Source organism: Sphingomonas sp. NY01 (assembly GCF_038809135.1).
GTDB lineage: Bacteria > Pseudomonadota > Alphaproteobacteria > Sphingomonadales > Sphingomonadaceae > Sphingomonas > Sphingomonas carotinifaciens.
The window spans coordinates 2,977,300-3,000,541 of sequence record NZ_CP101722.1; the positions used below are offsets into that span (position 1 = coordinate 2,977,300).

The following is a 23,242-nucleotide window of genomic DNA, read 5'->3' on the forward strand; positions in this document are numbered from 1 at the left end:
CGACTATTCGAGCTCCAGGATCACCGCATCCACCGCCAGGCTGTCGCCCGTCCGTGCGCTGACCGCCTTCACCGTCCCGCTCTTGGCCGCGCGCAGGATATTCTCCATCTTCATCGCCTCGACCACCGCCAGCGCCTGCCCCGCCTCGACCCGGTCGCCCTCGCCCACGTCGAGGCGCACGAGCAGCCCCGGCATCGGCGCGATCAGAAAGCGCGACAGATCCGGCGCCACCTTCTCGATCATGTGCCGCGTCAGCGCGCCCGCATGGCCCGGCACGACGCGCACGTCATGCGCCGCCCCGCGGGTCGACAAACGCCAGCCGCCGCGCGTCCGGGCAAGCCGGATGGTCAGCGCCTCGGGCGCCTCCACCGTGACGATCCGGTCGCCCGGCGTATATTCCATTTCCAGTTCGACGCCCACGCCGTCCACCGTCACCGCATCGGTATCGACCAGGACATGGCGCTCCTCGCCACCGATCCGCACCTGCCATTCGCCCGGCGGCGGCAGGCGGCGGCCGAGTTGCCCGTCGATCCGCCGCGCCCGGTCCGCCTCCGCCGTCGCGACGAATGCGGCGACCGCGGCCAGGATGCGGAGCAGTTCGGGCGCTGCCGGCGCGCCGTGAAAGCCCTCGGGATATTCCTCGGCGATGAAGCCGGTGGTCAGCGCGCCGTCGCGGAAGCGCGGATGCTGCATCAGCGCGGACAGGAAATCGAGATTCGTGCCCGGCCCCTCGATCCGGAACCCGTCGAGTGCCGCCACCTGCGCATCGATCGCGCCCTCGCGCGTCGGCGCCCAGGTCACCAGCTTGGCGATCATCGGGTCGTAGAACATGCTGACCTCGCCGCCCTCGGCCACGCCGTCATCGACGCGGACCCGGCCGGCCTCGTCCGCCACCGGCTCGGGCGCCTGATAGCGTACCAGCCGGCCGATGCTCGGCAGGAAGCCGCGATACGGGTCCTCGGCATAGACGCGCGTTTCCACCGACCAGCCGTTCAGCCGCACATCGTCCTGTTCGAACGACAGCGGCTCGCCCGCCGCCACCCGGATCATCTGCTCGACCAGGTCCAGCCCGGTGATCTCCTCGGTCACCGGATGCTCGACCTGAAGCCGGGTGTTCATCTCCAGAAAGTAGAAGCTCTCGCCCGTCGGGTCCGCGCCCGACACGATCAGCTCTACCGTCCCCGCCGAATAATAGCCCACCGCGCGTGCCAGCGCGACCGCCTGCTCGCCCATCGCCCGGCGCATCGCCGGCGTGACAAAGGGCGACGGCGCTTCCTCGACCACCTTCTGGTGGCGGCGCTGCACCGAACATTCGCGCTCGCCCAAATACAGGACCTTGCCATGCTGGTCGCCCAGCACCTGTATCTCGATATGGCGCGGGTCCTGGATGAACTTTTCGATGAACACGCGGTCGTCGCCGAAACTGGCCAGCCCCTCGCGCTTGGTCGCCTCGAAGCCTTCGCGCACATCCGCCTCGCTCCAGGCGAGCCGCATCCCCTTGCCGCCACCACCGGCCGACGCCTTCATCATCACCGGATAGCCGATCTCGCCGGCGATGCGCACCGCATGTTCGGTGTCCACGATCTCGCCCAGGAAGCCCGGAACGACGTTGACGCCGGCGTCCTTGGCCAGCTTCTTCGATTCGATCTTGTCGCCCATCGCCGCGATCGCGTTCGGCGGCGGGCCGATGAACGCGATCCCCGCCTCGGCACAGGCTCGCGCAAAGCTTTCCCGCTCCGACAGGAAGCCATAGCCGGGATGGATGGCATCCGCCCCCGTTTCCCTGGCCGCCAGCAGGATCAGCTCCGCCTTCAGATAGCTTTCCGCCGCCGGTGCCGGCCCCAGCCGCACGCTCTCGTCGGCCAGCATCACATGCGGGCTGCGCGCATCGGCATCCGAATAGACCGCCACCGTCGCGATGCCCATCGCGCGGGCGGTGCGGATGACGCGGCACGCGATCTCGCCGCGATTGGCGATCAGGATCTTCTTGAACATGCGGCCTCTCCTGTTTTCTTTTCTCAGCTCGGGCGCGCTGCGGGGATGCCGCGCAACAAGCCATCCGTGCTCAGGTCTTCATCCACGTCCGGCCAGTAGATGCCATAGCCGGCCCCGGCCTTCTCCCAATGCGCCCGCTGTTCGGCAGAGGCATGAAGCAGGCGCGGATACCAGGCGAGCGGCACGGCGATCGTGCGGCCGTCCATAAGATCGACGATCAGGCTGGCGTCGTCGAAACGGACGTCCAACACACGCTCGTCGGTGATCCTAGCCGAAATATTCATGCCACGCCTCCCGCAAACGGGTGCGATGGTCCCCGACCATCGCGAGGATGTCGTTGATCTCATGCGCACGAAAACCGCGGCTGCGCGCTACCTCGACCACCTCCAGCCACACCTTGATCGTCGCGTCGCCATGGTCGACATGGACGTGCGGCGGCTCGTTCGGCTCGTGACTGTAGAAGTAGAAACGGAACGCGCCGATCCGCAGCACCGTTGGCATCTACTCCGCCGCCTCGCAGACCCGCATCGGCTCTTCGCCCGCCATCGGCGACAGGCCCAGCTTGGCGAACAGCGCCGCGTCCGCGCTGTCGCCGGCATTGCCCGCGGTCAGCAGCTTGTCGCCGGTGAAGATCGAATTGGCACCCGCCATGAAGCACAAGGCTTGCGTCGCCTCCGACATGCTCTCGCGCCCTGCGGACAGCCGTACCATGCTCAGCGGCATGGTGATCCGCGCCACGGCCACGGTGCGGACGAATTCGATATCGTCGATCTTGGCCAGCGGCGTATCGGCCAGCATGTCGCCCAGCACGGTGCCCTTCACCGGCACCAGCGCGTTCACCGGCACGCTTTCCGGATGGCGCGGCAGGGTGGCGAGCGCATGGACGAAGCCGACCCGGTCACTGCGGCTCTCGCCCATGCCGACAATGCCGCCGCAGCACACCGAAATCCCCGCCTCGCGGACATGGTCCAGCGTCTGCAACCGGTCCTCGAAGCAGCGCGTGGTGATGACGTTCGCGTAGTTCTCCGGCGACGTGTCGATGTTATGGTTATAATAATCGAGGCCCGCCGCCTTCAGCCGCTGCGCCTGCGGCGCATCCAGCATGCCCAGCGTCATGCAGGTCTCCAGCCCCATCGCCTTTACGCCCTCGACCATGGCGACGACCTTGTCCATGTCGCGGTCCTTGGGGCTCCGCCACGCCGCGCCCATGCAGAAGCGCTGCGAACCCGCCGCCTTGGCCTCGGCCGCCGCGGTCAGGACGGCGTTCACGTCCATCAGCTTCTCGGCCTTCACGTCGCTCTCGGCCGATGCCGACTGCGAACAATAGCCGCAATCCTCCGGGCAACCGCCGGTCTTGATCGACAATAGGGTGCAAAGCTGCACCTCGTCCGCGGCATGATGGCGGCGATGCACCTCGGCGGCGCGGAAGACCAGTTCGGTGAACGGCAGGTCGAACAGGCCTGCGATCTCCGCGCGGGTCCAGTCTGTGCGCAAGGCCGTCGCCGGGGCGACGGGGCGTTCGAGCGTATCGGCAATCATTCGGCAGCGTCCTGTTCGGGTGGCATGTTATGTCCCAGCAGCCTCAACACTTCTTCGGCCGCTTTCACAAGGTTGGTGCCCGGGCCGAAGATCGCCTGCACCCCGGCATCGCGCAGCGCCTGGTAATCCTGCGCCGGGATCACCCCGCCCGCGATCACCTTGATATCGGGGCGGCCGGCCTCCCGCAGATGGCCGATCAACTCGGGGATCAGCGTCTTATGCCCCGCCGCCAGGCTGGAGGCACCGACCACGTCGACATCCTTCTCGATCGCCAGCACCGCCGCCTCGTCGGGCGTCTGGAACAGCGGCCCGGACACGACATCGAACCCCAGGTCGCCGAACATCGACGACACCAGATTGGCGCCGCGATCATGCCCGTCCTGCCCCATCTTGGCGACCAGCATCCGGGGACGACGCCCCAGCCGCCGCTCGGTCGCGGACACGCCCTCCTGCAACCGCACCCAGCGCACGTCCTCGCCGTAAGCGCCGCCATAGATGCCCTTTACCGGCACCGGCTGCGTACCATAGCGACCAAAGGCGTCTTCCATCGCCGCCGAAATCTCGCCCAGCGTCGCGCGGTGGCGCGCGCATTCGACCGCGAAAGCCAGCAGATTCATTCCTCCCCGAATCGGGGAGGTGGCAGCCGCAGGCTGACGGAGGGGGCTTCCGCCGGCGATACCGCTTGGGGAGCTTCCCCAGGCGATACCGTTTCTGGCGCACCCCCTCCACCATGCTGCGCATGGTCCCCCTCCCCATTTCGGGGAGGAGAAGCCGCGTCCCGCAACGCCGCCAGCGCGGCCTGGCACGCCGCCTCGTCCCGCGTTTCGCGCAACCGCGCCAGCCGCGCGACCTGCGCCTCGCGCACCGCATGATTGTCGACGTCCAGGATATCGATCGGCGACTCCTCACTCGACCGGTATTTGTTCACCCCGACGATCACGTCCTCGCCGCGGTCCGCACGTGCGGCGCGCGCGGCGGCGGCTTCCTCGATCATCGCCTTGGGCCAGCCGGCGTCCACCGCGCGTGCCATGCCGCCCTCCGCCTCCACGCGGTCGAGCAATTCGGTCGCGCGCGTCACCAAGTCCTGGGTCAGCGCCTCGACATAGTAACTGCCGCCCAGCGGATCGACGACATGGGTGATCCCCGCCTCTTCCTGCAACACCAGTTGCGTGTTGCGTGCGATCCGGGCGGAAAAGTCGGTGGGCAGCGCGATCGCCTCGTCCAGCGCGTTGGTGTGCAGCGACTGGGTGCCGCCGAACGCCGCCGCCATCGCTTCGATCGTGGTGCGGATGACGTTGGTGTACGGGTCCTGCTCCTGCAGGCTGACCCCGCTGGTCTGGCAATGCGTGCGCAGCATCTTGGAGCGCTCGTCCTTTGCCCCCAGCTCGGTCATCACCCGGTGCCACAGCGTGCGCGCGGCGCGCAGCTTGGCGACCTCCATGAAGAAGTTCATGCCGATCGCGAAGAAGAAGGACAGGCGCCCGGCGAACTTGTCGATGTCCAGCCCCGCCGCCATCGCCGCGCGCACATATTCGCGACCGTCGGCAATGGTGAAGGCCAGTTCCTGCACCTGCGTCGCCCCGGCCTCCTGCATGTGATAGCCGGAGATCGAGATGGAATTGAACTTCGGCATCTCGGCCGAGGTATAGGCGATGATGTCCGACACGATCCGCATGCTGGGCGCCGGCGGATAGATATAGGTGTTGCGGACCATGAACTCCTTCAGGATGTCGTTCTGGATGGTCCCTTCCAGCTTGGCGCGGGGCACGCCCTGCTCCTCGCCCGCGACGATGAAGAAGGCGAGGATCGGGATCACCGCGCCGTTCATCGTCATCGATACCGACATCTGGTCGAGCGGAATGCCGTCGAACAGGATCTTCATGTCCTCGACCGAATCGATCGCCACACCCGCCTTGCCGACATCGCCGACGACGCGCGGATGATCCGAATCATAGCCGCGGTGCGTGGCCAGGTCGAAGGCGACCGACAGCCCCTTCTGCCCCGCCGCCAGGTTGCGACGGTAAAAGGCGTTGGAGGCCTCCGCGGTGGAGAAGCCGGCATATTGCCGGATCGTCCACGGCCGCCCGGCATACATGCTGGCGCGCACCCCGCGGGTGAACGGCGCAAAACCGGGCAGGCCGGGGTCGGCGGTCACATCCTCGGGCGTGTAGAGCGGCTTGACCGCGATCCCCTCCGGCGTGTGCCAGGTGAGATCGGCGCCCTTGACCTCTTTCGCCGCGGCGGCGGCCCAATCGTCCAGCGTCGGCTTGTCGGCCATTACGCCTCCTGCTCCAATGTCCCGGCCGCGGCGGATTGCCGCATCGTCCATGCTTATTTTGTTTCCTTAAACCGGAACAATCGTGCCGAGGCAAGCCGGGCCGGGATCACGCCCCGCGGAACGCCGGCGCCCGTTTGTTCAGGAATGCCATGCCCCCTTCGGTCGCGTCCGCACTGCCGCGGGCGAGGCGCTGGTCGGCCGCTTCGCGCGTCATCGCCGCGGCATAGTCGCTTGAAAACCCGTCGTGCAGCGCACGTCGCATCAGCCCCAGCGCCACCGTCGGCCCCGCCGCCAGTCGCCCGGCCAGCGCCAGCGCCTCGGCGTCCAGCGCATCGTCGGCGACCACGCGGTGGATCATGCCCCATTCCAGCGCGCGGGCAGCCGGCACCCGCTCGCCCAGCATCATCATCTCCGCGGCGCGCGCCCGGCCGATCAGCCGCGGCAACATCCACGACGCGCCGCCATCGGGGACCAGCCCGATATTGACAAAGGCGTGCAGGAAATAGGCGCTGTCGCTCGCCACGCAGAAATCGGCGGCCAGCGCCAGGCTGCATCCGATGCCGGCCGCGGGGCCCCGGACCGCGCTGACCACCGGCACGCCCAGGTCCGCGATCGCCAGCAGCGCCGGATTGTAGCTGCGGGTCAGCGCCGCCTCGGTCGCCTCGCCCGGATCGCCCTCGCGCAGCGCCACCGCGGCCACGTCCGCCCCCGAACAGAAGCCGCGCCCCGCCCCCGCCAGCAACACCGCGCGCGCCCCCTCCAGATCGCGAAGCGCACCGGTCAGCGCCTCGAACATCTCGGGCGGTGCCGCGTTCAGCCGATCGGGACGATTGAGCGTCAGCACCAGCACGTCGCCGCGCCGCTCGCTCAGGATCATGGGCGCGCTCATGCGTGGCTTTCCATCAGTTCGACCAGCATGCCGCCGGTATCGCGCGGATGGACGAACACGATCGGCGTGCCGTGCGCGCCGATGCGCGGCTCGCCCAGCACGGTCGCGCCCTTTGCCTTCATCGCCGCGACGGCGGCGTGGATATCGGGCACCTCGAAGCAGACATGATGCTGCCCGCCTGCCGGGTTCTTCTTCAAAAAGCCTGCGATCGGCGAGGCTTCGTCATAAGGTTCGATCAATTCGATCTGCGTGTTGGGCGCATTGATGAAACACACCTTCACCCCTTGCGCCGGCAGGTCGAACGGCTCCCCGATGGCCTCGGCCCCCAACAGGTCCCGCCACATGTCGATCGACGCCGCGATCGACGGCGTCGCCACCCCCACATGATTCAACCGCCCCAACGCCATCTTCATCTCCTCAACAGCCTTGCAGCATGTTCGCCTCGCCGCCCTCTACCCGATACGCATCCCCCACCCGCACATACCGCGCCTCAAACGCCCGCGTGCCGGTAAATCGAACGGTAAAGGACTGATCGGGCACGATCTTTATAATCTTCCCCTGGCTCGATTGCGGCTGCCCGACCGCCGCCCCGCCATCGTCATAGCTGTCCAGGAAATCGGCCAGCTTCACCGGCCCGGTCGGCTGCAACTCGACCAGCGTGGTACGCCCGCAAGTGTATCCCTGCCACGTCCCGCCGCCCTGCGCCTGGACCACCGGCAGGCGGCCGAACTTGTTCGACACGCTCCAGTCGCTCATCCGCCCCATGCTGCCGGCCAGCACCGCTTCGGGAAAGCGCCGATCGACCGCATAGCGTTCGCCGTCCGGCTTGAGATAGGTGATGTCCAGCCGCCCGGCGGAAACATGCGCGGGCTCGGCCACCTGCCCCTCGCTGACCAGCACCGGGCCGAACGGCGTATCGACCAGCCGGTGTTCGTCGAACACATAATGCTCGCCCGACTCGCTTTCTGCCGTGTTGCCCGCCGGGAACGCGGCCTTCACCGCCGCCGCCAGCCGCTCGTCGGGCAGCAGCCCCGCGACATTGGGCGTCGCGGGCGGCACGTCTGCGGTGGCGGCCGGCGTCACGGCGGCCCGCGGCGCCTCGTTCGCCGCCCGCTCGCGCCACCACAGCACCGCCAGCACGACCACCGCCGCCAGCAACAGCAGCGTCAGCCATGGCAGCCTGCGCCCGCCACCCTTCGCCCTGGCTCGCTTACCTCCGCTCATAGCGGAATGTTATCGTGCTTCTTCCAGGGATTGGCGAGGCTCTTGTTGCGCAACTTGCGCAGGCCCAGCGCGATGCGGCGGCGGGTGGAATGCGGCTGAATCACCTCGTCCACGAAGCCCTTGCTGGCCGCGACGAACGGATTGGCGAAGCGCGCCTCATATTCCGCGGTGCGCTCGGCGATCTCCTCAGGCGTGCGCCCGCGGAAGATGATCTCCACCGCGCCCTTGGCGCCCATCACCGCGATCTCGGCGGTCGGCCACGCATAGTTCAGGTCGCCGCGCAGATGCTTGGACGCCATCACGTCATAGGCGCCGCCGTAAGCCTTGCGCGTGATGACCGTGATCTTTGGCACCGTCGCCTCGCCATAGGCGAACAGCAGCTTGGCGCCGTGCTTGATGATGCCGTTATGCTCCTGCGCCGTGCCGGGCAGGAAGCCGGGCACGTCGACAAAGGTCACGATCGGGATCTCGAACGCGTCGCAGAAGCGCACGAAGCGCGCCGCCTTGCGACTGGCATTGATGTCCAGCACGCCCGCCAGCACCATCGGCTGGTTCGCGACGAAGCCGACCGTACGCCCCTCGATCCGGCCGAAGCCGCAGATGATGTTGCCGCCATGCGCGGGCTGGATCTCGAAGAAATCGCCCTCGTCCACCACCTTGGACAGCAATTCGTGCATGTCATAGGGCTGGTTGGCAGAGGCCGGGACCAGCGTGTCCAGGCTGTCCTCCACCCGGTCCCACGGATCGGAGGTCGGCCGCTCGGGCACCCCCGTCCGGTTGGTCAGCGGCAGGAAGTCGAAAAAGTCGCGCGCCGCCAGCAGCGCCTCGACATCATTCTCGAACGCCACATCCGCCACCGAGGTGCGCGTGGTGTGCGTCACCGCGCCGCCCAGTTCCTCCTGGGTCACCACCTCGTTCGTCACCGTCTTCACGACGTCCGGCCCGGTGACGAACATGTAGCTCGAATCCTTCACCATGAAGATGAAGTCGGTCATCGCCGGCGAATAGACCGCGCCGCCTGCGCACGGCCCCATGATCAGCGACAGCTGCGGCACCACGCCCGATGCCAGCACGTTGCGCTGGAACACCTCGGCATAGCCGCCCAGGCTCGCCACGCCTTCCTGGATGCGCGCGCCGCCCGAATCGTTCAGGCCGATCACCGGCGCACCGACCTTCATCGCCATGTCCATGATCTTGCAGATCTTTTGTGCGTGCCGCTCGGACAGCGACCCGCCGAACACGGTGAAATCCTGGGAGAATACGAACACCAGCCGGCCGTTGATCGTCCCCGATCCGGTGACCACGCCGTCACCCGGCACCACCTGCTCGGCCATGCCGAAATCGGTGCAGTTATGCTCGACGAACATGTCGAGTTCCTCGAAACTGCCCTCGTCCAGCAGCACGTCCAGCCGCTCGCGCGCGGTCAGCTTGCCCTTGGCATGTTGCGCATCGATCCGCTTCTGCCCCCCACCCATGCGGGCGGCGGCGCGGCGGCGTTCCAATTCGGCGATCGTCGACGACATGGCCTCTCCTTGTTTGTCAGCCTCTCTGCCCCGTCTCCGATGCCAAATGCAAATGCCTGCGTCTTCAGTGACTTTCATGCGTTCCCCCCGCGACCATCGCCAGGAGCGCCGTTTATGCCCGATTCGATCGATCGCCGCCTGATGCTAAAACTGGGCGGTGCCGCCGCCGGCATGGTGCTCGGCGCCCGCGGGGCCGATGCGCAGAAATATCCGCCGCCCAGCGATGTCGACCGCGGCCGCGTCGAAAACGGCAAGGTCACCTTTCCCGAATGGCGCAGCCAGGCCGACCCCAAGACGCCCCCGCCCCCGGCCCCGCTTCCCCCCGAACGGCGCGTCGGCTTCGCCATCGTCGCGCTCGGCCGCCTCAGCCTGGAGGAACTGCTGCCCGCGTTCGGCGAATGCAAGAAGGCCAAGCTCGTCGCGCTCGTGTCGGGCAGTCCGGAGAAACTGCGCACCACCGCGCAGCAATACGGAATCGCGCCCGAAAACTGCTATGACTATGCCGGCTTTGACCGCATCCGCGACAATCCCGCTGTCCAGGTCGTCTACATCGTCCTGCCTAACGGTATGCACCGCGAATATGTCGAGCGCGCCGCGGCGGCGGGCAAGCATGTCCTGTGCGAAAAGCCGATGGCCACCAGCGCCGCCGACGCCCGCGCGATGGTGGAGGCGTGCAAGCGCGCCAATGTCCGCCTGATGATCGCCTACCGCATCCAGTACGAACCCTATAACCAGCGCGCGGCCCGTTTCGTGCAGGAGGGCACCTTCGGCCGCCTCGTCGGGGCGACGATGACCAATGTGCAGACCGTCGCCCCCGATGGCGAGAAGCAGTGGCGCCACAAGCGGGTACAGGCCGGCGGCGGCGCCCTGCCCGATATCGGCCTTTACTGCATCAACACCGCCCGCTTCCTGACCGGCGAGGAGCCCACGGAGGTCTATGCCGAACAGTTCAGCCCGCCCGGCGACCCGCGCTATGCGCAGGTTGAGGAAACCGTCGCCTGGACGATGCGCTTCCCCTCCAACTTCCTGGCGCAGTGCCTGACCAGCTACGGCGCGCGCGACGACAAGCACCAGCGGCTGAACTTCGCCACCGCCACCGTGGATATGCCCAACGCGTACAAATATCAGGGCCAGCAACTCTACGTCGCGCAGAACCAGGGCGAGATGGACGAGCGGCAGCAGGTGATCCTGCCGCAAAAGAACCAGTTCGCCGAGGAGATCGACCACATGGCCGACTGCGTCCTGTCCAACCGCCAGCCACGCACGCCCGGTGAGGAGGGCGTGCAGGACCATGTCATCATGGAAGCCATCTACGAAAGCGCGAAGACCGGCCGCCCCGTCAAGCTGAAGGCCTATGAGGGCAAGGACGTGTTCCGCGGCCCGCCCTTGCCGCCGGAGGGATAGGGGCGGCGCTCGCGGGACCGCAGGACACGCAAAATCTGTTTCATCCTCCTTTGAAGAACGACACGAGGTTGAACCATCTACTCGTTCGTCTCGAGTAGACGTCGAGTAGCGGCAAAGCCGCGTATCGAGACGCCGTATCGAGAGACAGGTTGGCACACGGAACGGTAGCTCGATACGAACGGATAAGGATGACCTCACCGCGTCCCGCGACGCGCAAAGCCGCAAGCATTGCCCCGATCGCGAACGGATCATTTCGCCCGCGATTCGGAACGGCAGGCGCGGCGGGGGGTTCACGTGGCATGCCTGCCCTCGCTATGCCGCCATCCATGGCCGAACTCGTGCCCCCCCCGCCCGCCCTGTCCACCACCGACAGCCTTTTCCTCGATTTCGACGGGACGCTGGTCGAACTGGCCGAGCGCCCCGATGCCGTGGTGGTCGCGCCGTCGCTGGTCGACATGCTCGATCGCCTCGCCGCCACCATGCCCGGCCGCGTCGCGATCGTCAGCGGCCGGTCGATCGGGCAGCTTGACGCGATGCTGGGCCCGCAGGCCCGGCACTTCGCGCTGGCCGGCAGCCACGGGGCGGAGCGCCGCACCCCCGAGCATGGCTATGAAAGCCCCGAGTCGCCCGAGGCGCTCGCCCTCGCCGCCGAATCGCTGCGTGATTATGCCGATACCAACGGCCTGGTGTTCGAGGCCAAGAGCTTCGGCGCGGCCATCCATTACCGCCAGCGCCCGGAGCTGGAGGACGATGCCAACGCCGCCGCCGCCGCGGTCGCCGACACGCACGGCCTTGTTCTCCAACGCGGCAAGATGATGGCCGAGGTGCGCCTGTCCGGCGACAAGGGCGACGCGATCCTCGGCCTGCTGGAAACGTCCGCCATGCAGGGCACCCGCCCCCTGTTCTTCGGGGACGACGTCACCGACGAGGATGGCTTCGTTGCCGCCGCGGCGTCCGGCGGCGCCGGCGTGCTGATCGGCCCCTTGCGCGAAACCGCCGCCTTGTATCGTCTGGAGAGCGTGTCCGCCCTCCACACCTGGATCGCCGCTGCCATGGAGGCCCGTGCATGACCCCCGACATGAATCTCTGGCCGATCGGCAATTGCCAGGTTTCCGCACTGATCGACTCCACCGGCCGTTTCGTCTGGGGCTGCGTGCCCCGCGTCGATGGCGATCCCGCCTTCTGCGCGCTGCTGGGCGAGGAGGAGCCGGACACCGGCTTCTGGTCGATCGAGCTGGAGGACTGCGTCACCACCACACAAGGCTATCTGCGCAACACCCCGATCCTGGTCACCCGCCATCAGGACGACCGTGGCAACGCGATCGAGATCACCGATTTCTGCCCGCGCTTCTCGCGCGACCAGCGTATCTATCGCCCCACCAGCTTCGTGCGCATGGTCAAGCCGATCGGCTCGCCGCGCATCCGCATCCGCCTGCGCGTCGCCACCGACTGGGGCGCGCAGACCAGCCAGACGCAAGGGTCGAACCACATCCGGTACCTGATGACGCACCAGACGCTGCGTCTCACCACCGATGCCCCCGTCGGCCACATCACGCGCGAGCAATGGTTCCGGCTGGAACGGCCGATCAACCTGTTCCTCGGCCCTGACGAGAGCTTTTCGGGCGTGCTGTCCGAGGCGCTGAACGGCATGCTGGAGCGGACCACCCATGAATGGCACCAATGGGTCCGGGGCCTTGCCACCCCGGTCGAATGGCAGGGCGTTGTCATCCGCTCGGCGATTACGCTGAAGCTGTGCCAGCACGAGGAAACCGGCGCGATCGTCGCCGCGCTCACCACCTCGCTTCCCGAACATGCCGATTCCGGGCGCAACTGGGATTATCGCTACTGCTGGATACGCGACGCCTATTACACGGTGCAGGCGCTCAACCGGCTCGGCGCGCTCGACGTGCTGGAGGGCTATCTCGAATATCTCCGCAACATCGTCGATGCCGCGCGCGGCGGCCATATCCAGCCGCTCTACGGCGTCGGCGGCGAATCGACCCTGATCGAGCGGATCGAGGACAAGCTGCCCGGCTATCGCGGCATGGGGCCGGTGCGCGTCGGCAACCAGGCCTATGAGCAGATCCAGCATGACGCCTATGGCCAGATCGTCCTGTCCGACGTGCAGGCCTTTTTCGACTGCCGCCTGTTCCGCATGTCGGGCATGGAGGATTTCCACTCGCTGGAGCGCGTCGGCGAGCGGGCGTGGGCCAAATACGACCAGCCCGATGCCGGCCTGTGGGAGCTGCGCACCAAGAGCCATGTCCACACCTATTCCGCCGCGATGTGCTGGGCGGCGTGCGACCGCCTCGCCAACGCCGCGCAGGCGCTGGGGCTGGAGGAGCGCGAAACCTTCTGGCAGGAGCGCGCCGACCAGATGCGCGAGGCGATCGAGCATGCCGCCTGGCGCGACAAGACGCAGCGCATCTCCGCCACCTTCGGCGGCGACGATCTCGACGCCAGCATCATCCAGTTGCTCGACCTGCGCTTCCTCGCCCCCGACGATCCCCGCTTCCTCTCGACCCTGGACGCAGTCGAAAAGGGGCTGCGTCGCGGCAGCCACATGCTGCGCTATGCGACCGAGGATGATTTCGGCCTGCCGCATACCGCGTTCAATGTGTGCACCTTCTGGCTGATCGAGGCGTTGCATGCCACGGGCCGGACCGCGGATGCGCGCGAACTGTTCGAGGAAATGGTCGCAAGGCGCACGCCCGCGGGCCTGCTGTCCGAGGATATCGACCCCAATACGGGAGAGCTGTGGGGGAATTATCCCCAGACCTATTCGCTGGTCGGCTTGATCAACTGCGCCGTCCTGCTGAGTAAACCATGGAGTGCCGTACGATGAGTCGCCTGATCGTCATTTCCAACCGGGTGCAGCCGCCCAAGACCGGGCCGGGCGGCAACCAGGGTGGGTTGGCGGTCGCGCTGCTCGCTGCCCTTCGTGAACAGGGCGGCATCTGGTTCGGCTGGTCGGGCGAGACCACCGAGGAATTTTCCGGCCATATCAACTTCCAGCAGGGTGGCGGCGTCACCACCGCGACGATCGACCTGGAGCCGCAGGACGTTGACGAATATTATAACGGCTATGCCAATCGCACGCTGTGGCCGCTCTTCCACTACCGGATCGACCTGACCGAGTTCGAACGCGATTTCGGCAGCGGTTACCGCCGGGTGAACCAGCGTTTTGCCGATACCGTCCGCCCGCTGATCGAGGATGACGATCTGGTCTGGGTGCATGATTACCACCTGATGCCGCTCGGCCAGGAGCTGCGCGACCGCGGTTTTAGCAACCGGCTCGGCTTCTTTCTCCACATCCCCTGGCCTCCGGCGCGCCTGCTCCTGTCGCTGCCCAGCCACCGGCAACTGGTCGAGACGCTGTTCGCCTATGACGTGGTCGGCTTCCATACCGAGGACTGGCTGGACAGTTTCCGCGACTATGTGACCAAGCAGCTCGGCGGCACGCTCGGGCCGAACGACACCGTCACCTATCAGGGGCGCACGATCCGCGCGATCGCCGCCCCCATCGGCATCGAGACCAAGGAATTCGAGGAGGCCGCCGCCGGCAACGACGCACGCTTTGCGCGCGAGCGGATGTACATGTCCTCCACCGGGCGCAGCCTGATCGTCGGCGTCGATCGCCTCGATTATTCCAAGGGCCTGACCGAGCGGTTCCTGGGCTATGAACGCTTCCTGCAACAGAATCCGGAGCGCAACGGTCTCGTCTACATGCTCCAGATCGCGCCGCCCAGCCGCGAGAAGGTGAACACCTATCAGGAGATCCGCGCCAATCTCGATGCGCTGTCGGGGCGGATCAACGGCGAATATGCCGATATCGACTGGGTGCCGATCCGCTACGTCAACAAGGGTTTTCCCCGCCCCGCCTTGGCCGGCATCTACCGCGCGGCGCGCATCGGCCTCGTCACGCCGCTTCGCGACGGCATGAACCTCGTCGCCAAGGAATATGTCGCGGCACAGGACCCCAGCGATCCCGGCGTGCTGATCCTGTCCAGCTTCGCGGGCGCCGCCGCCCAGTTGAAGGAAGCGGTGCTGGTCAATCCCTACAGCGCCGAGGAACTGTCCGACGCGATCGTCAAGGCGTTGGAGATGCCGCGTGCCGAGCGCATCCGCCGCTGGGAAGCGTTGATCGACAATGTCCGGCGCGAGGATGTGTTCTGGTGGTGCGACCTGTTCCTCGCGGCGCTGCGCGGCGATGCCGGCGCGGAGGCCGCTGCCCGCGAGGAGGAACGCGCCTGACCCCGACCGGCGCGCAGCTTCCGCGTCGAAAGAGGCCCTCACGCATTTCTGCAGTTGAGAGTCACCCGCAATAGCACTATGGCCCCGCCGACAACGAAAGGGGTTCATGATGTTCAGGGCGATCAAGATGGCGGGCGTCGCGCTTGCCGGGCTCACCGCGGCGAGCGCGGCATGGGCGGAGGTGCCGGTCCCGGCCGACCCCGTCGATCAGCAACGCCGCGCCGAGCAGGGCGAGGAAATCACCGTCGACGGCCACAGGATGGACGAATCCTTTGCCGGCACCAAGACCGACACGCCGCTGATCCAGGTGCCCCAACCGATCACCGTCATTACCGACGACGTGTTTCTGTCGCAGGGCGCGATCACCATCTCCGACACCGTCCGCTATGCCGCGGGCGTCAATGCCGACGCCTATGGCCGTGACACCCGCGTCGACAGCTTCCAGATCCGCGGCGTCGATGCGCTGCAATTCCGCGACGGCATGCGCGACATCTACAGCTTCTACGCCAGCATCACCTCCGACCCGTACAATTTCTCGCGGGTTGAGGTCGTGCGCGGCCCCGCCTCGGTGCTGTTCGGGCAGGGGTCGCTCGGCGGCATCGTCAACCTCGTCTCCAAGACGCCGGTCTTCACCAATGCGGGCGAGGTGAACCTCGTTTATGGCAGCTATGACCGCAAGGAGGTCATGGCCGACGTCAACCGCCTCGTCACCGACGACCTCGCCGTCCGCCTCGTCGCCCGCGTCCGCGATGCCGACACCTATGTCGATCACGTCCCCGACGACCGCGTGATGATCGCCCCCTCGATCACCTGGCGCCCCTCGACCCAAACCGACATCACGCTGCTCGGCCTGTATCAGGAGGACGACACCGGCTCGACCGCCAACTTCCTGCCGCTCGTCGGCACGCTGCGCGACAATCCCGGCAATCCCCGCCTGCCCCGCTACCTGTTCGTCGGCAAGCCCGGCTACGACCGCTATGACGGCCGCCTGCTGCAAGGCGCCGGCCTGTTCGAGCATCGCTTCACCGACGCGCTGAAGCTCAGCCTGAAGGCGCGCTACATCGACAGCGACCTCGACTATTTCACCCATTACACCAACAGCTACGCCAACCCGACCAATCCTTATGTCGAGGGCAGCAACGGCCGTCGCATCCCCCTGATCGCCGGATCGTCGGTCGCGCGGCTGAACGTATTTTCCACCGACAACAATGTGCAAGCCAAGTTCAATACAGGCGCCGCGGTCGAACACACGCTGCTGCTGGGGCTCGACTATAGCTGGAACAAGGTCCGCAAGAGCGACAATTACGACTTCTCGCAAGTCATCGACCTGTACGACATCGACTATGCCTCGATCGTCGAGCCGCCGATCGTCGCGCCCTTCGCCACCACCTCCCAGCGCCAGCGCGGCGTCTATGCGCAGGACCAGATCCGCTTCTGGGACCGCGTCTCGGTCGTCCTCGGCGTCCGCAACGATCGTCTGCGCACCCGGGGCGCCACCGCGCCCGACGTGATCGACAAGGCTACCACCTTCCGCGCCGGCATCATCGGCGAGATCGGCGCCGGCCTCTCGCCCTTCTTCAGCTACACCGAAAGCTTCCAGCCGGTCGCCGGCACCCTGTCCAACGGCACCAATTTCCGCCCACAGACCGGCACCCAATATGAAACCGGCCTGAAGTGGCAACCCGATCCGCAAACCCTGGTCACGCTCACCGGTTTCCGCATCAAGGAACAGAATCGCCCCATCCCCGATCCCACCAACCCGCTGTTCCAGATCCAGGCCGGCGAGCTGACCACCAAGGGTTTCGAGTTCGAGGCGACCCGCACCCTGCCGGGCAATTACGACCTGACCGTCTCCTACGGGTATAACGACTTGTCGGGCGACAGCGCCGCCAGCGGCTATCTGTCCAAGCACACCGCCGCCGCCTGGGGCACCAAGACGGTGACGCTGGACGAGGCGACCAGCGTGCGCGTCGGCGCCGGCGTCCGCTATCTCGGCAAGCAGGTGTCGAGCAGCAGCGTCTGGACGATCGTCACCCCCGATCGCGTCATGGCCGATGCGCTGGTCGAATTGAACCGCGACCAGTGGCGTATCGCGGTCAACGCCACCAACCTGTTCGACAACCGCGCCTTCGCCTCCTGCCTCGCGCGCGGCGACTGCTTCGTCTCCGCGCCGCGCAACATCATGGCGACGCTCGGCTACCGGTTCTGAAGAATGACGGGGGCGCGATCTTCCCTGAAGGTTGCGCCCTCCCCGTCCACCGCCACGCGCCGCCGCGGCAGCGCCTCGGGCATCGCCTCGCGGATATAGCCGAGCAGCCCTTCGCGAATGTCGCAGCGCAGGTCGAACGCCACCGACGCATCCTTGGCGGTCATCAGGCCGCGCACCTGGATCGCATCGGCGGCGGTATCGGTCACCTGCAGGTTGAAGAAGCGCCCGTCCCAGCGCGGATTGGCGCGCACCAGTTCCTCCAGCTTCGCGCGCAGCCGTGGAATGTCCGCCGCCGGATCGAGATACCAGAATACCGATCCCAGCAACTGGCTGGTCTCGCGCGTCCAGTTCTGGAAGCTGTTCTCCAGGAACTTGGCGACCGGCACCACTAGCCGCCGCTCGTCCCACACCTTGACCACGACGAAGGTCAGCCGGATCTCCTCGATCCGCCCCCATTCGCCGTCGATGATGACGACGTCGTCCAGCCGGATCGGCTCGGTAAAGGCCATCTGGATGCCCGCGAACAGGTTCTTCAGCGCCGGCTGCGCGGCGGCACCGACGACCAGGCCCGCGATACCGGCCGACGCCATCAGCGTGACGCCGATCGTGCGGATGCCCGGCACGCTCAGCAGCATCAGGCAGATCGTCAGGAAGATGATGAAGAAGACGCCGATCCGCCCCAGGATCGCCGCGCGCGTCCGCTTGCGCCGGGCGCGCAGGTTGTTCTCCACCGTCACGTCCGCGCGCAGGTCGATCACCGCCTGCAACGCGCGCACCCCCGACACCCCCAGCCAGCCGAGCAATGCCGGCACCGTGAACCCCAGTATCTGGCGCCACAGATCGCGACCATCGGAGTCCATCGGCACGAAGCGCATCGCGAAACTCACCGCGATCGCCACCGCGACCCAGCGCAGCGGCCGGCGGACATGCGCCAGCACCAGATCGTCGCCCCGGCTGGCGGTGCGCCGCGCCGCATGGTCGGCGATGCGCATCGCGATGCCATGAACCAACAGGCCCAGCAGGACCGCCGCCGCGATGATCGCGACGCTTTCCACCCATTGCCATTCGCGGGGAATATCGAGCGAGCGTAACCAATGCATGCCCGGCAAAAGGCTCGCGCTCACGAAGGTTCCATGACCGGCGGTGAGCGCGCAGCCTCATGACCGAACCGTTCGTGCCGAGCGAAGTCGAAGCGCAGTCAGGGGTACTGCTCCTGCCGGGCCAATCGGTTCACGCGAAGACGAAGATTTTGTTCGCGCGGAGGCGCGGAGGCGCGGAGAGAGGCACCGAGCCGCAGGCTCACTCCCGATCACAGGTGAAGGCTTGTCTCCCGGTCGAACCGGTCCATGCCGGCGCGGCAGGCGCAACCTCTCCGCGCCTCCGCGTCTCCGCGTGAACCAACCTTCTTCCGAAGATCAGCAGGAACGACCGTGCCGCGGCGGACTCGTGTGACGAGCACGATAGTAGCGCCCGCCGCGACCGGCCTATAAGGCCAGCCCCGCGCACCACGTCCACCCCCGAAACGCCGGCTTGGACAAATCTGGAGGGCTCAGAACAGCCGGGTCAGCCCGTAGAATCCCGCGCCGACCGCGGCGGAGGCGGGGATGGTGATGACCCATGCCGTCACCACCGTGCGCGCCACGCCCCAGCGCACCGCGGAGGCACGCCGCGCCACGCCCGCACCGATGATCGATCCGGTGATCGTGTGCGTGGTCGATACCGGGATGCCCAGCGCCGATGCGCCGAACAGCACGACGGAGCCCGCCATCGACGCGCTGAAGCCCTGGTGCTGCGACAGCTTGGTGATGCGGCTGCCCATCGTCTCGATGATCTTCCAGCCGCCCGTCATCGTGCCCAGCGCGATCGCGACATAGCAGCTTATCGCCACCCAGTGCGGCACCTCGAACGGGCCGGACAGCCGCCCGGTCGAGTACAGCAGCACGGTGATGATCCCCATCGTCTTCTGCGCATCGTTCAGACCGTGGCTGAGCGAATAACAGGCCGACGAGAACAGGTGCAGCACGCGGAAACTGCGCTCCGCCTGCACCGCGGTGGCCCGCGCCAGCGCCCAGCTCGACAGCAGCATCACCAGCATCGCCAGCATCATGCCCAGCGTCGGCGACAGCACGATGGCGAGCAGCGTCTTGTTCAGCCCGCCCCATTGGATACCGCCCAGCCCCGCATGCGCCACGCCTGCCCCGATCAGCCCGCCGATCAGCGCATGGCTGGAGGAGGACGGGATGCCGCGCAGCCAGGTGACGACGTTCCAGAACATCGCGCCGCCAAGCGCTGCAAAGATTACCGCGGGCGTCACCAGGTCCTTGTCGATCAGCCCCTTGCCGATCGTCTCGGCCACCGCGTGCAGGCTGGGAAAGGCGATGGTCAGGAAATAGGCGGCGAAGTTGAAGGCGGCCGCGAACAACACCGCCTTGACGGGCGACAACAGTCGCGTCGCGACCACCGTCGCGATGGAGTTCGCCGCATCGTGCAGGCCGTTCAGATAATCGAACGCCAGCGCGACCCCGATCAGGCCGATCAGGAGCGGAAGGGCCAGTTCATGCATGGTCTGTCCGTCCGATCAGGCGTGATCGATGACGATGCCGTCGATCTCGTTCGCGACATCCTCGAACGCGTCGACGATGCGCTCCAGATGCTTGTAGATCTCGCGCTCGACCACGAAGCGCAGCGTGTCGCTGCTGCCATGGTCGGCCAGCGTCCGGCGCAGGCCGGCGGCGTGGATGTCGTCCGCCTGCCCCTCCATGCGCACCAGCCGCTCGGTCAGCTCGTGCAGGCGCGCGCCGTTCTGCGCGACGTTGCGCAGCAGCGGCATCGCCTCGGCGGTCAGGCGCGCGGCATCGACGATGATCGCGGTCATGTCGCGCATTTCCGGTGCGAAGTCGCTCACCTGATACAGGTCGATCGCCGCGGCGGCGGCCTGCATCTCGTCGATCGTGTCGTCCATCGCGCCGACCAGGCTGGTGATCGCCCCGCGGTCGAACGGCGTCAGGAACGTCTTGCGCACGGTTTGCAGCACGTCGCGGGTGATCTCGTCGGCATCATGCTCGCGCTCGATCACCTCGGTGATGTGCTCGGCACGCGCCGTGCCATCGGCCGCCATCAGCCGCGCCATGGCCTCGGCGCCCGCCGTCACCGTTCGGGCATGCGCCTCGAACATCTCGAAGAAATTGCCTGTCCGGGGGAGCAGGCGTTGGAACCATGCGAACATCGGTGCTACCTTCGATTTTTCTGGGATACCCGCCCCTCTCCGGGCGGCCGCCCTGAACTCGGCGGGGCTGAAGGACCGGATCAGGTCGCGCAGGTCCGGCTCGTCCACGGCGGCGGCCGCCTCGGACAAGGTGAACCAGCGGCGTTGCCGCTCCGGCTGCTCCTTCCAGCTCTGTAATTCTTGGGTGACGGCCAGCGGGAACACGTCCACGTCGACCATCAGCGAGGCGCCACTACCGCGCTTCTTGCGATAACGGAAGCTGCCCAGCGGCGTGGGGCAGATCGCACCCAGCACACCGGCCTCTTCCTCGGCCTCCTGCGCGGCCGCCTCATGCGGCCGGGCCCCGCCCCCGATATTGCCCTTCGGGATCACCCATCGCCCCGACGCGCGCGAGGTGACCAGCAGGACGCGGATCACCCCGTCGGGCGAGGTGGCCTCGGTCAGGTACGGAAAGGCGGCAATCTGGCGAATGGTCCTGCACTCCCGTGGCGCATCGCCCGGGGTCGGGCGCTGGCACCTCGCGCGCATGGGGTGAAACGTCGCTGCGCGCAAGATGGCGCGGTAACGCACCGTCCGGAAACGAAGCGGCGCGGGTCCCGGATCAGCGCCGGGTGGACGGCGGCATCTCGCCTCGCGCACCGACGAGTTCGGGCACGCCGCCGGCACAGCGGTGCGCCGGCACGCGCCGATCGAACGCGGCATAGCGCCGCCCGGCGATATGGTCGCCGCAGCGCAGCGCCAGTGCCATGATCGTCAGGCTGGTGTTCACCGCACCCGCACTCGGCAGCACCGACGCATCCGCGACATACAGCCCCCTGATGCCATGCACCTGCAGGTCGGCATCAACCACCGAGTCGCCCGCATCCAGCCCCATCCGCGCGGTGCCCACCTGATGCCATAGCTGCGGCGCGCGCGGCGGCGCGATGCACGGATAGCCCGCGTTTCGGAACGCCTCCGTCGCCAGCCGTGTCAGCCGGCGAAAGCTGACCGCGCTCACCGTCGGCTCCACCGTGTGGGACACCGCATCGCCGTCGAAATGCAATCCGCTTGTCCGCGTCGGCAGCGCCTCCGACATGCAGAAGCAGATCAGTGAATGCCGCCCGATCGCCTTGGCCACCGGGCGCAGCGACCGCGGTAATTCGGTCCAGAACGGCATCTGCCCGGCGGTCTGGATGATGCCCAGCGGAAACGGCCATTCCGCGCTGCCGTGATAATAATCGTTGATCGAAAAGCTCTTGGTGTGGATCTCCGCCAGTTCGGGCCAGCGCACCAGCGGAAAGACGACGCCGGCCGAATGCCCGGCCAGGTACCGGCCCAGCGCACCGCCGGCATTTCCCAATCCTTCCCGGTGCTTCGCGGTCCGCGACCGCCGCAACAGCATCGCGCTGCGCGGCACCCCGCCCGCCACCACCACCACCCCGGCCGCGATCTCCTCCTCCACCCCGTCGCACGCCACCCGCACCCCCCGCACGCCCCGCCCCCCGGACTCCGTCAGCACCGCCACGCACCGCGTACCGTCCGCCACCGTCAACCGGCCCGTCCCCATCGCCGGGCGGATCGCCGCGGTCTCCGCATCCATCTTCGCATCGAAGCCGCATTGATGCGCGTCGCAGGCAGGGCACATCCGGCACGCGCCCAGGCCGTCCCGCCGGTCCAGCGCCCGCGGAATGGGCGCGGGGTGCAGTCCGGTCGCCGCCAGCTGCTCCACCAGCCCGCCGATGCGCGGATGCGACGCGATCGCGCCGTGAGGATAGGCGCGCGCATGCGGCGGCTCGGTCGGATCGGCCTCGGTCGCGCCGTGCACGCGGTACAGCCGCTCGGCCTGATCGTAATAAGGCTCCAGATCGTCGTACAGGATCGGCCAGGCCGGCGACACGCCCGCCTCATGCGCCACCGCCTCGAAATCGGCCTCGCGCAGCCGGTAAAGCGCCGCGCCGTAGAATTTGGTCTGCCCGCCGACACAGGCGATCGGCTGCGTCCGGTCGGGATGGACATGGCGGATATAGCGGCTGTGCGCACCCGGCTGCAGCCAGCGCCCCTCCTCGATCAACAGGACGCGCATGCCTTCGTGCGTCAGGCGATGGGCGATCGTCCCCCCACCGGCCCCGCTGCCGACGACGATGACGTCATACGCCCCTGCCCCGGCCATACCCCCCCGCCACCAGCAACACCGATCCCGCCAGCCTACGCCATCTGCGCACCCGGACGATGCACCCAGGCGAGGTGTTCCCGGCTATTGCGGATGATGGCGGGAGCCTGCGCCAAGCCGGGACGTTCGCGGCGCCTGCTGCCCGGTGTCGGAAATGAGGAAATGGCGGAACGGGAGTCAACCCTATTGAGGCAATCCCGCTGTCTCAGCGAAGCGTATCGTTTGGGTATACCTTACCGGACATGCTAACGGGCACTCCTTAGCCTCAGCAATCACTAATGACTGCTAATGGGCCCCAGTGACGGCTAGTGACTGCTAGTGACTGCTAGTGACTGCTAGTGACTGCTAGTGACTGCTAATGGACCCCAGTGACCGTTAGTGACGGCTAATGACGGCTAATGACGGCTAATGGACCCCAGTGACCGGCAATGACGCTATGGCGCTGGCGAAGCCTGATGGCTGCTCGCGCAGCAAAGGCTCGACCATATATGACACCTCAGCATAGGCTGTTCTATTCGGAAGGTTTATCCGTTGGCTGTCTTTTAGATTAAC

The 23,242-nt window shown here is 67.1% G+C and carries 17 protein-coding genes and 1 pseudogene; 5 read left to right on the top strand and 13 right to left on the bottom strand.

Features of this window, described 5'->3' with window-relative positions:
* Positions 1-3: 3 nt before the first annotated feature.
* The 9 genes and pseudogenes from NPJ82_RS14445 to NPJ82_RS14485 all read right to left on the bottom strand — a co-directional run bounded on the left by NPJ82_RS14445 (position 4) and on the right by NPJ82_RS14485 (position 9,448).
* Positions 4-1,995: an acetyl/propionyl/methylcrotonyl-CoA carboxylase subunit alpha gene (locus tag NPJ82_RS14445; protein ID WP_342657771.1), complete on the bottom strand. Its 1,992-nt coding sequence runs from the start codon at positions 1,993-1,995 to the stop codon at positions 4-6.
* 23 nt (positions 1,996-2,018) lie between these two features.
* Positions 2,019-2,279, bottom strand: a complete 261-nt coding sequence (locus tag NPJ82_RS14450) for a DUF2442 domain-containing protein (RefSeq protein ID WP_342657772.1) — start codon at positions 2,277-2,279, stop codon at positions 2,019-2,021.
* Positions 2,263-2,496, bottom strand: coding sequence for a DUF4160 domain-containing protein (locus NPJ82_RS14455; protein ID WP_342657773.1), 234 nt, complete (start codon positions 2,494-2,496; stop codon positions 2,263-2,265). Before NPJ82_RS14455 ends, NPJ82_RS14450 begins: the two co-directional genes overlap by 17 nt.
* A complete protein-coding gene (gene bioB / locus NPJ82_RS14460; RefSeq protein WP_342657774.1) occupies positions 2,497-3,534 on the bottom strand; it encodes a biotin synthase BioB in 1,038 nt (345 codons plus the stop codon).
* Positions 3,531-5,812 (bottom strand): annotated as a pseudogene (gene scpA / locus NPJ82_RS14465) (methylmalonyl-CoA mutase). The gene bioB and the pseudogene scpA overlap by 4 nt, the downstream one beginning before the upstream one ends.
* Positions 5,813-5,918: 106 nt before the next feature.
* Positions 5,919-6,701, bottom strand: coding sequence for an enoyl-CoA hydratase-related protein (locus tag NPJ82_RS14470; RefSeq protein ID WP_342657775.1), 783 nt, complete (start codon positions 6,699-6,701; stop codon positions 5,919-5,921).
* Entirely contained in the window at positions 6,698-7,108 is a 411-nt protein-coding gene (gene mce / locus NPJ82_RS14475; RefSeq protein WP_342659032.1) for a methylmalonyl-CoA epimerase, read from the bottom strand. The genes NPJ82_RS14470 and mce overlap by 4 nt, the downstream gene beginning before the upstream one ends.
* 10 nt (positions 7,109-7,118) lie before the next feature.
* Positions 7,119-7,925, bottom strand: coding sequence for a hypothetical protein (locus NPJ82_RS14480; RefSeq protein WP_342657776.1), 807 nt, complete (start codon positions 7,923-7,925; stop codon positions 7,119-7,121).
* A complete protein-coding gene (locus NPJ82_RS14485) occupies positions 7,922-9,448 on the bottom strand; it encodes an acyl-CoA carboxylase subunit beta (protein WP_342657777.1) in 1,527 nt (508 codons plus the stop codon). Before NPJ82_RS14485 ends, NPJ82_RS14480 begins: the two co-directional genes overlap by 4 nt.
* A gap of 114 nt (positions 9,449-9,562) precedes the next feature.
* Between NPJ82_RS14485 and NPJ82_RS14490 the strand changes: the two genes are divergently transcribed.
* The 5 genes from NPJ82_RS14490 to NPJ82_RS14510 all read left to right on the top strand — a co-directional run bounded on the left by NPJ82_RS14490 (position 9,563) and on the right by NPJ82_RS14510 (position 17,315).
* Positions 9,563-10,852, top strand: a complete 1,290-nt coding sequence (locus NPJ82_RS14490; RefSeq protein WP_342657778.1) for a Gfo/Idh/MocA family oxidoreductase — start codon at positions 9,563-9,565, stop codon at positions 10,850-10,852.
* A gap of 326 nt (positions 10,853-11,178) precedes the next feature.
* Positions 11,179-11,922 (top strand): trehalose-phosphatase, encoded by a 744-nt coding sequence (gene otsB, locus NPJ82_RS14495; protein WP_342657779.1) that lies wholly within the window; start codon positions 11,179-11,181, stop codon positions 11,920-11,922.
* Complete coding sequence (locus NPJ82_RS14500) at positions 11,919-13,697, top strand: glycoside hydrolase family 15 protein (RefSeq protein WP_149681141.1); 1,779 nt, start codon at positions 11,919-11,921, stop codon at positions 13,695-13,697. The genes otsB and NPJ82_RS14500 overlap by 4 nt, the downstream gene beginning before the upstream one ends.
* Positions 13,694-15,106 (top strand): trehalose-6-phosphate synthase, encoded by a 1,413-nt coding sequence (locus tag NPJ82_RS14505; protein WP_342657780.1) that lies wholly within the window; start codon positions 13,694-13,696, stop codon positions 15,104-15,106. The genes NPJ82_RS14500 and NPJ82_RS14505 overlap by 4 nt, the downstream gene beginning before the upstream one ends.
* A 109-nt stretch (positions 15,107-15,215) precedes the next feature.
* Entirely contained in the window at positions 15,216-17,315 is a 2,100-nt protein-coding gene (locus NPJ82_RS14510) for a TonB-dependent siderophore receptor (protein ID WP_342659033.1), read from the top strand.
* Here NPJ82_RS14510 and NPJ82_RS14515 read toward each other — a convergent pair.
* The 4 genes from NPJ82_RS14515 to NPJ82_RS14530 all read right to left on the bottom strand — a co-directional run bounded on the left by NPJ82_RS14515 (position 17,303) and on the right by NPJ82_RS14530 (position 22,690).
* The gene (locus NPJ82_RS14515) at positions 17,303-18,415 is read right to left on the bottom strand and encodes a mechanosensitive ion channel domain-containing protein (protein ID WP_112381446.1); all 1,113 of its coding nucleotides are present in this window, start codon (positions 18,413-18,415) and stop codon (positions 17,303-17,305) included. The genes NPJ82_RS14510 and NPJ82_RS14515 overlap by 13 nt on opposite strands.
* Positions 18,416-18,864: 449 nt before the next feature.
* Positions 18,865-19,878, bottom strand: coding sequence for an inorganic phosphate transporter (locus tag NPJ82_RS14520; RefSeq protein ID WP_112381447.1), 1,014 nt, complete (start codon positions 19,876-19,878; stop codon positions 18,865-18,867).
* 15 nt (positions 19,879-19,893) lie between these two features.
* Positions 19,894-21,069, bottom strand: a complete 1,176-nt coding sequence (locus NPJ82_RS14525; RefSeq protein ID WP_112381448.1) for a DUF47 family protein — start codon at positions 21,067-21,069, stop codon at positions 19,894-19,896.
* A gap of 73 nt (positions 21,070-21,142) precedes the next feature.
* Positions 21,143-22,690 carry a GMC family oxidoreductase gene (locus tag NPJ82_RS14530; protein WP_342657781.1) on the bottom strand — a complete coding sequence of 516 codons (1,548 nt, stop codon included), beginning with the start codon at positions 22,688-22,690 and terminating at the stop codon, positions 21,143-21,145.
* Between the last annotated feature and the right edge of the window lie 552 nt (positions 22,691-23,242).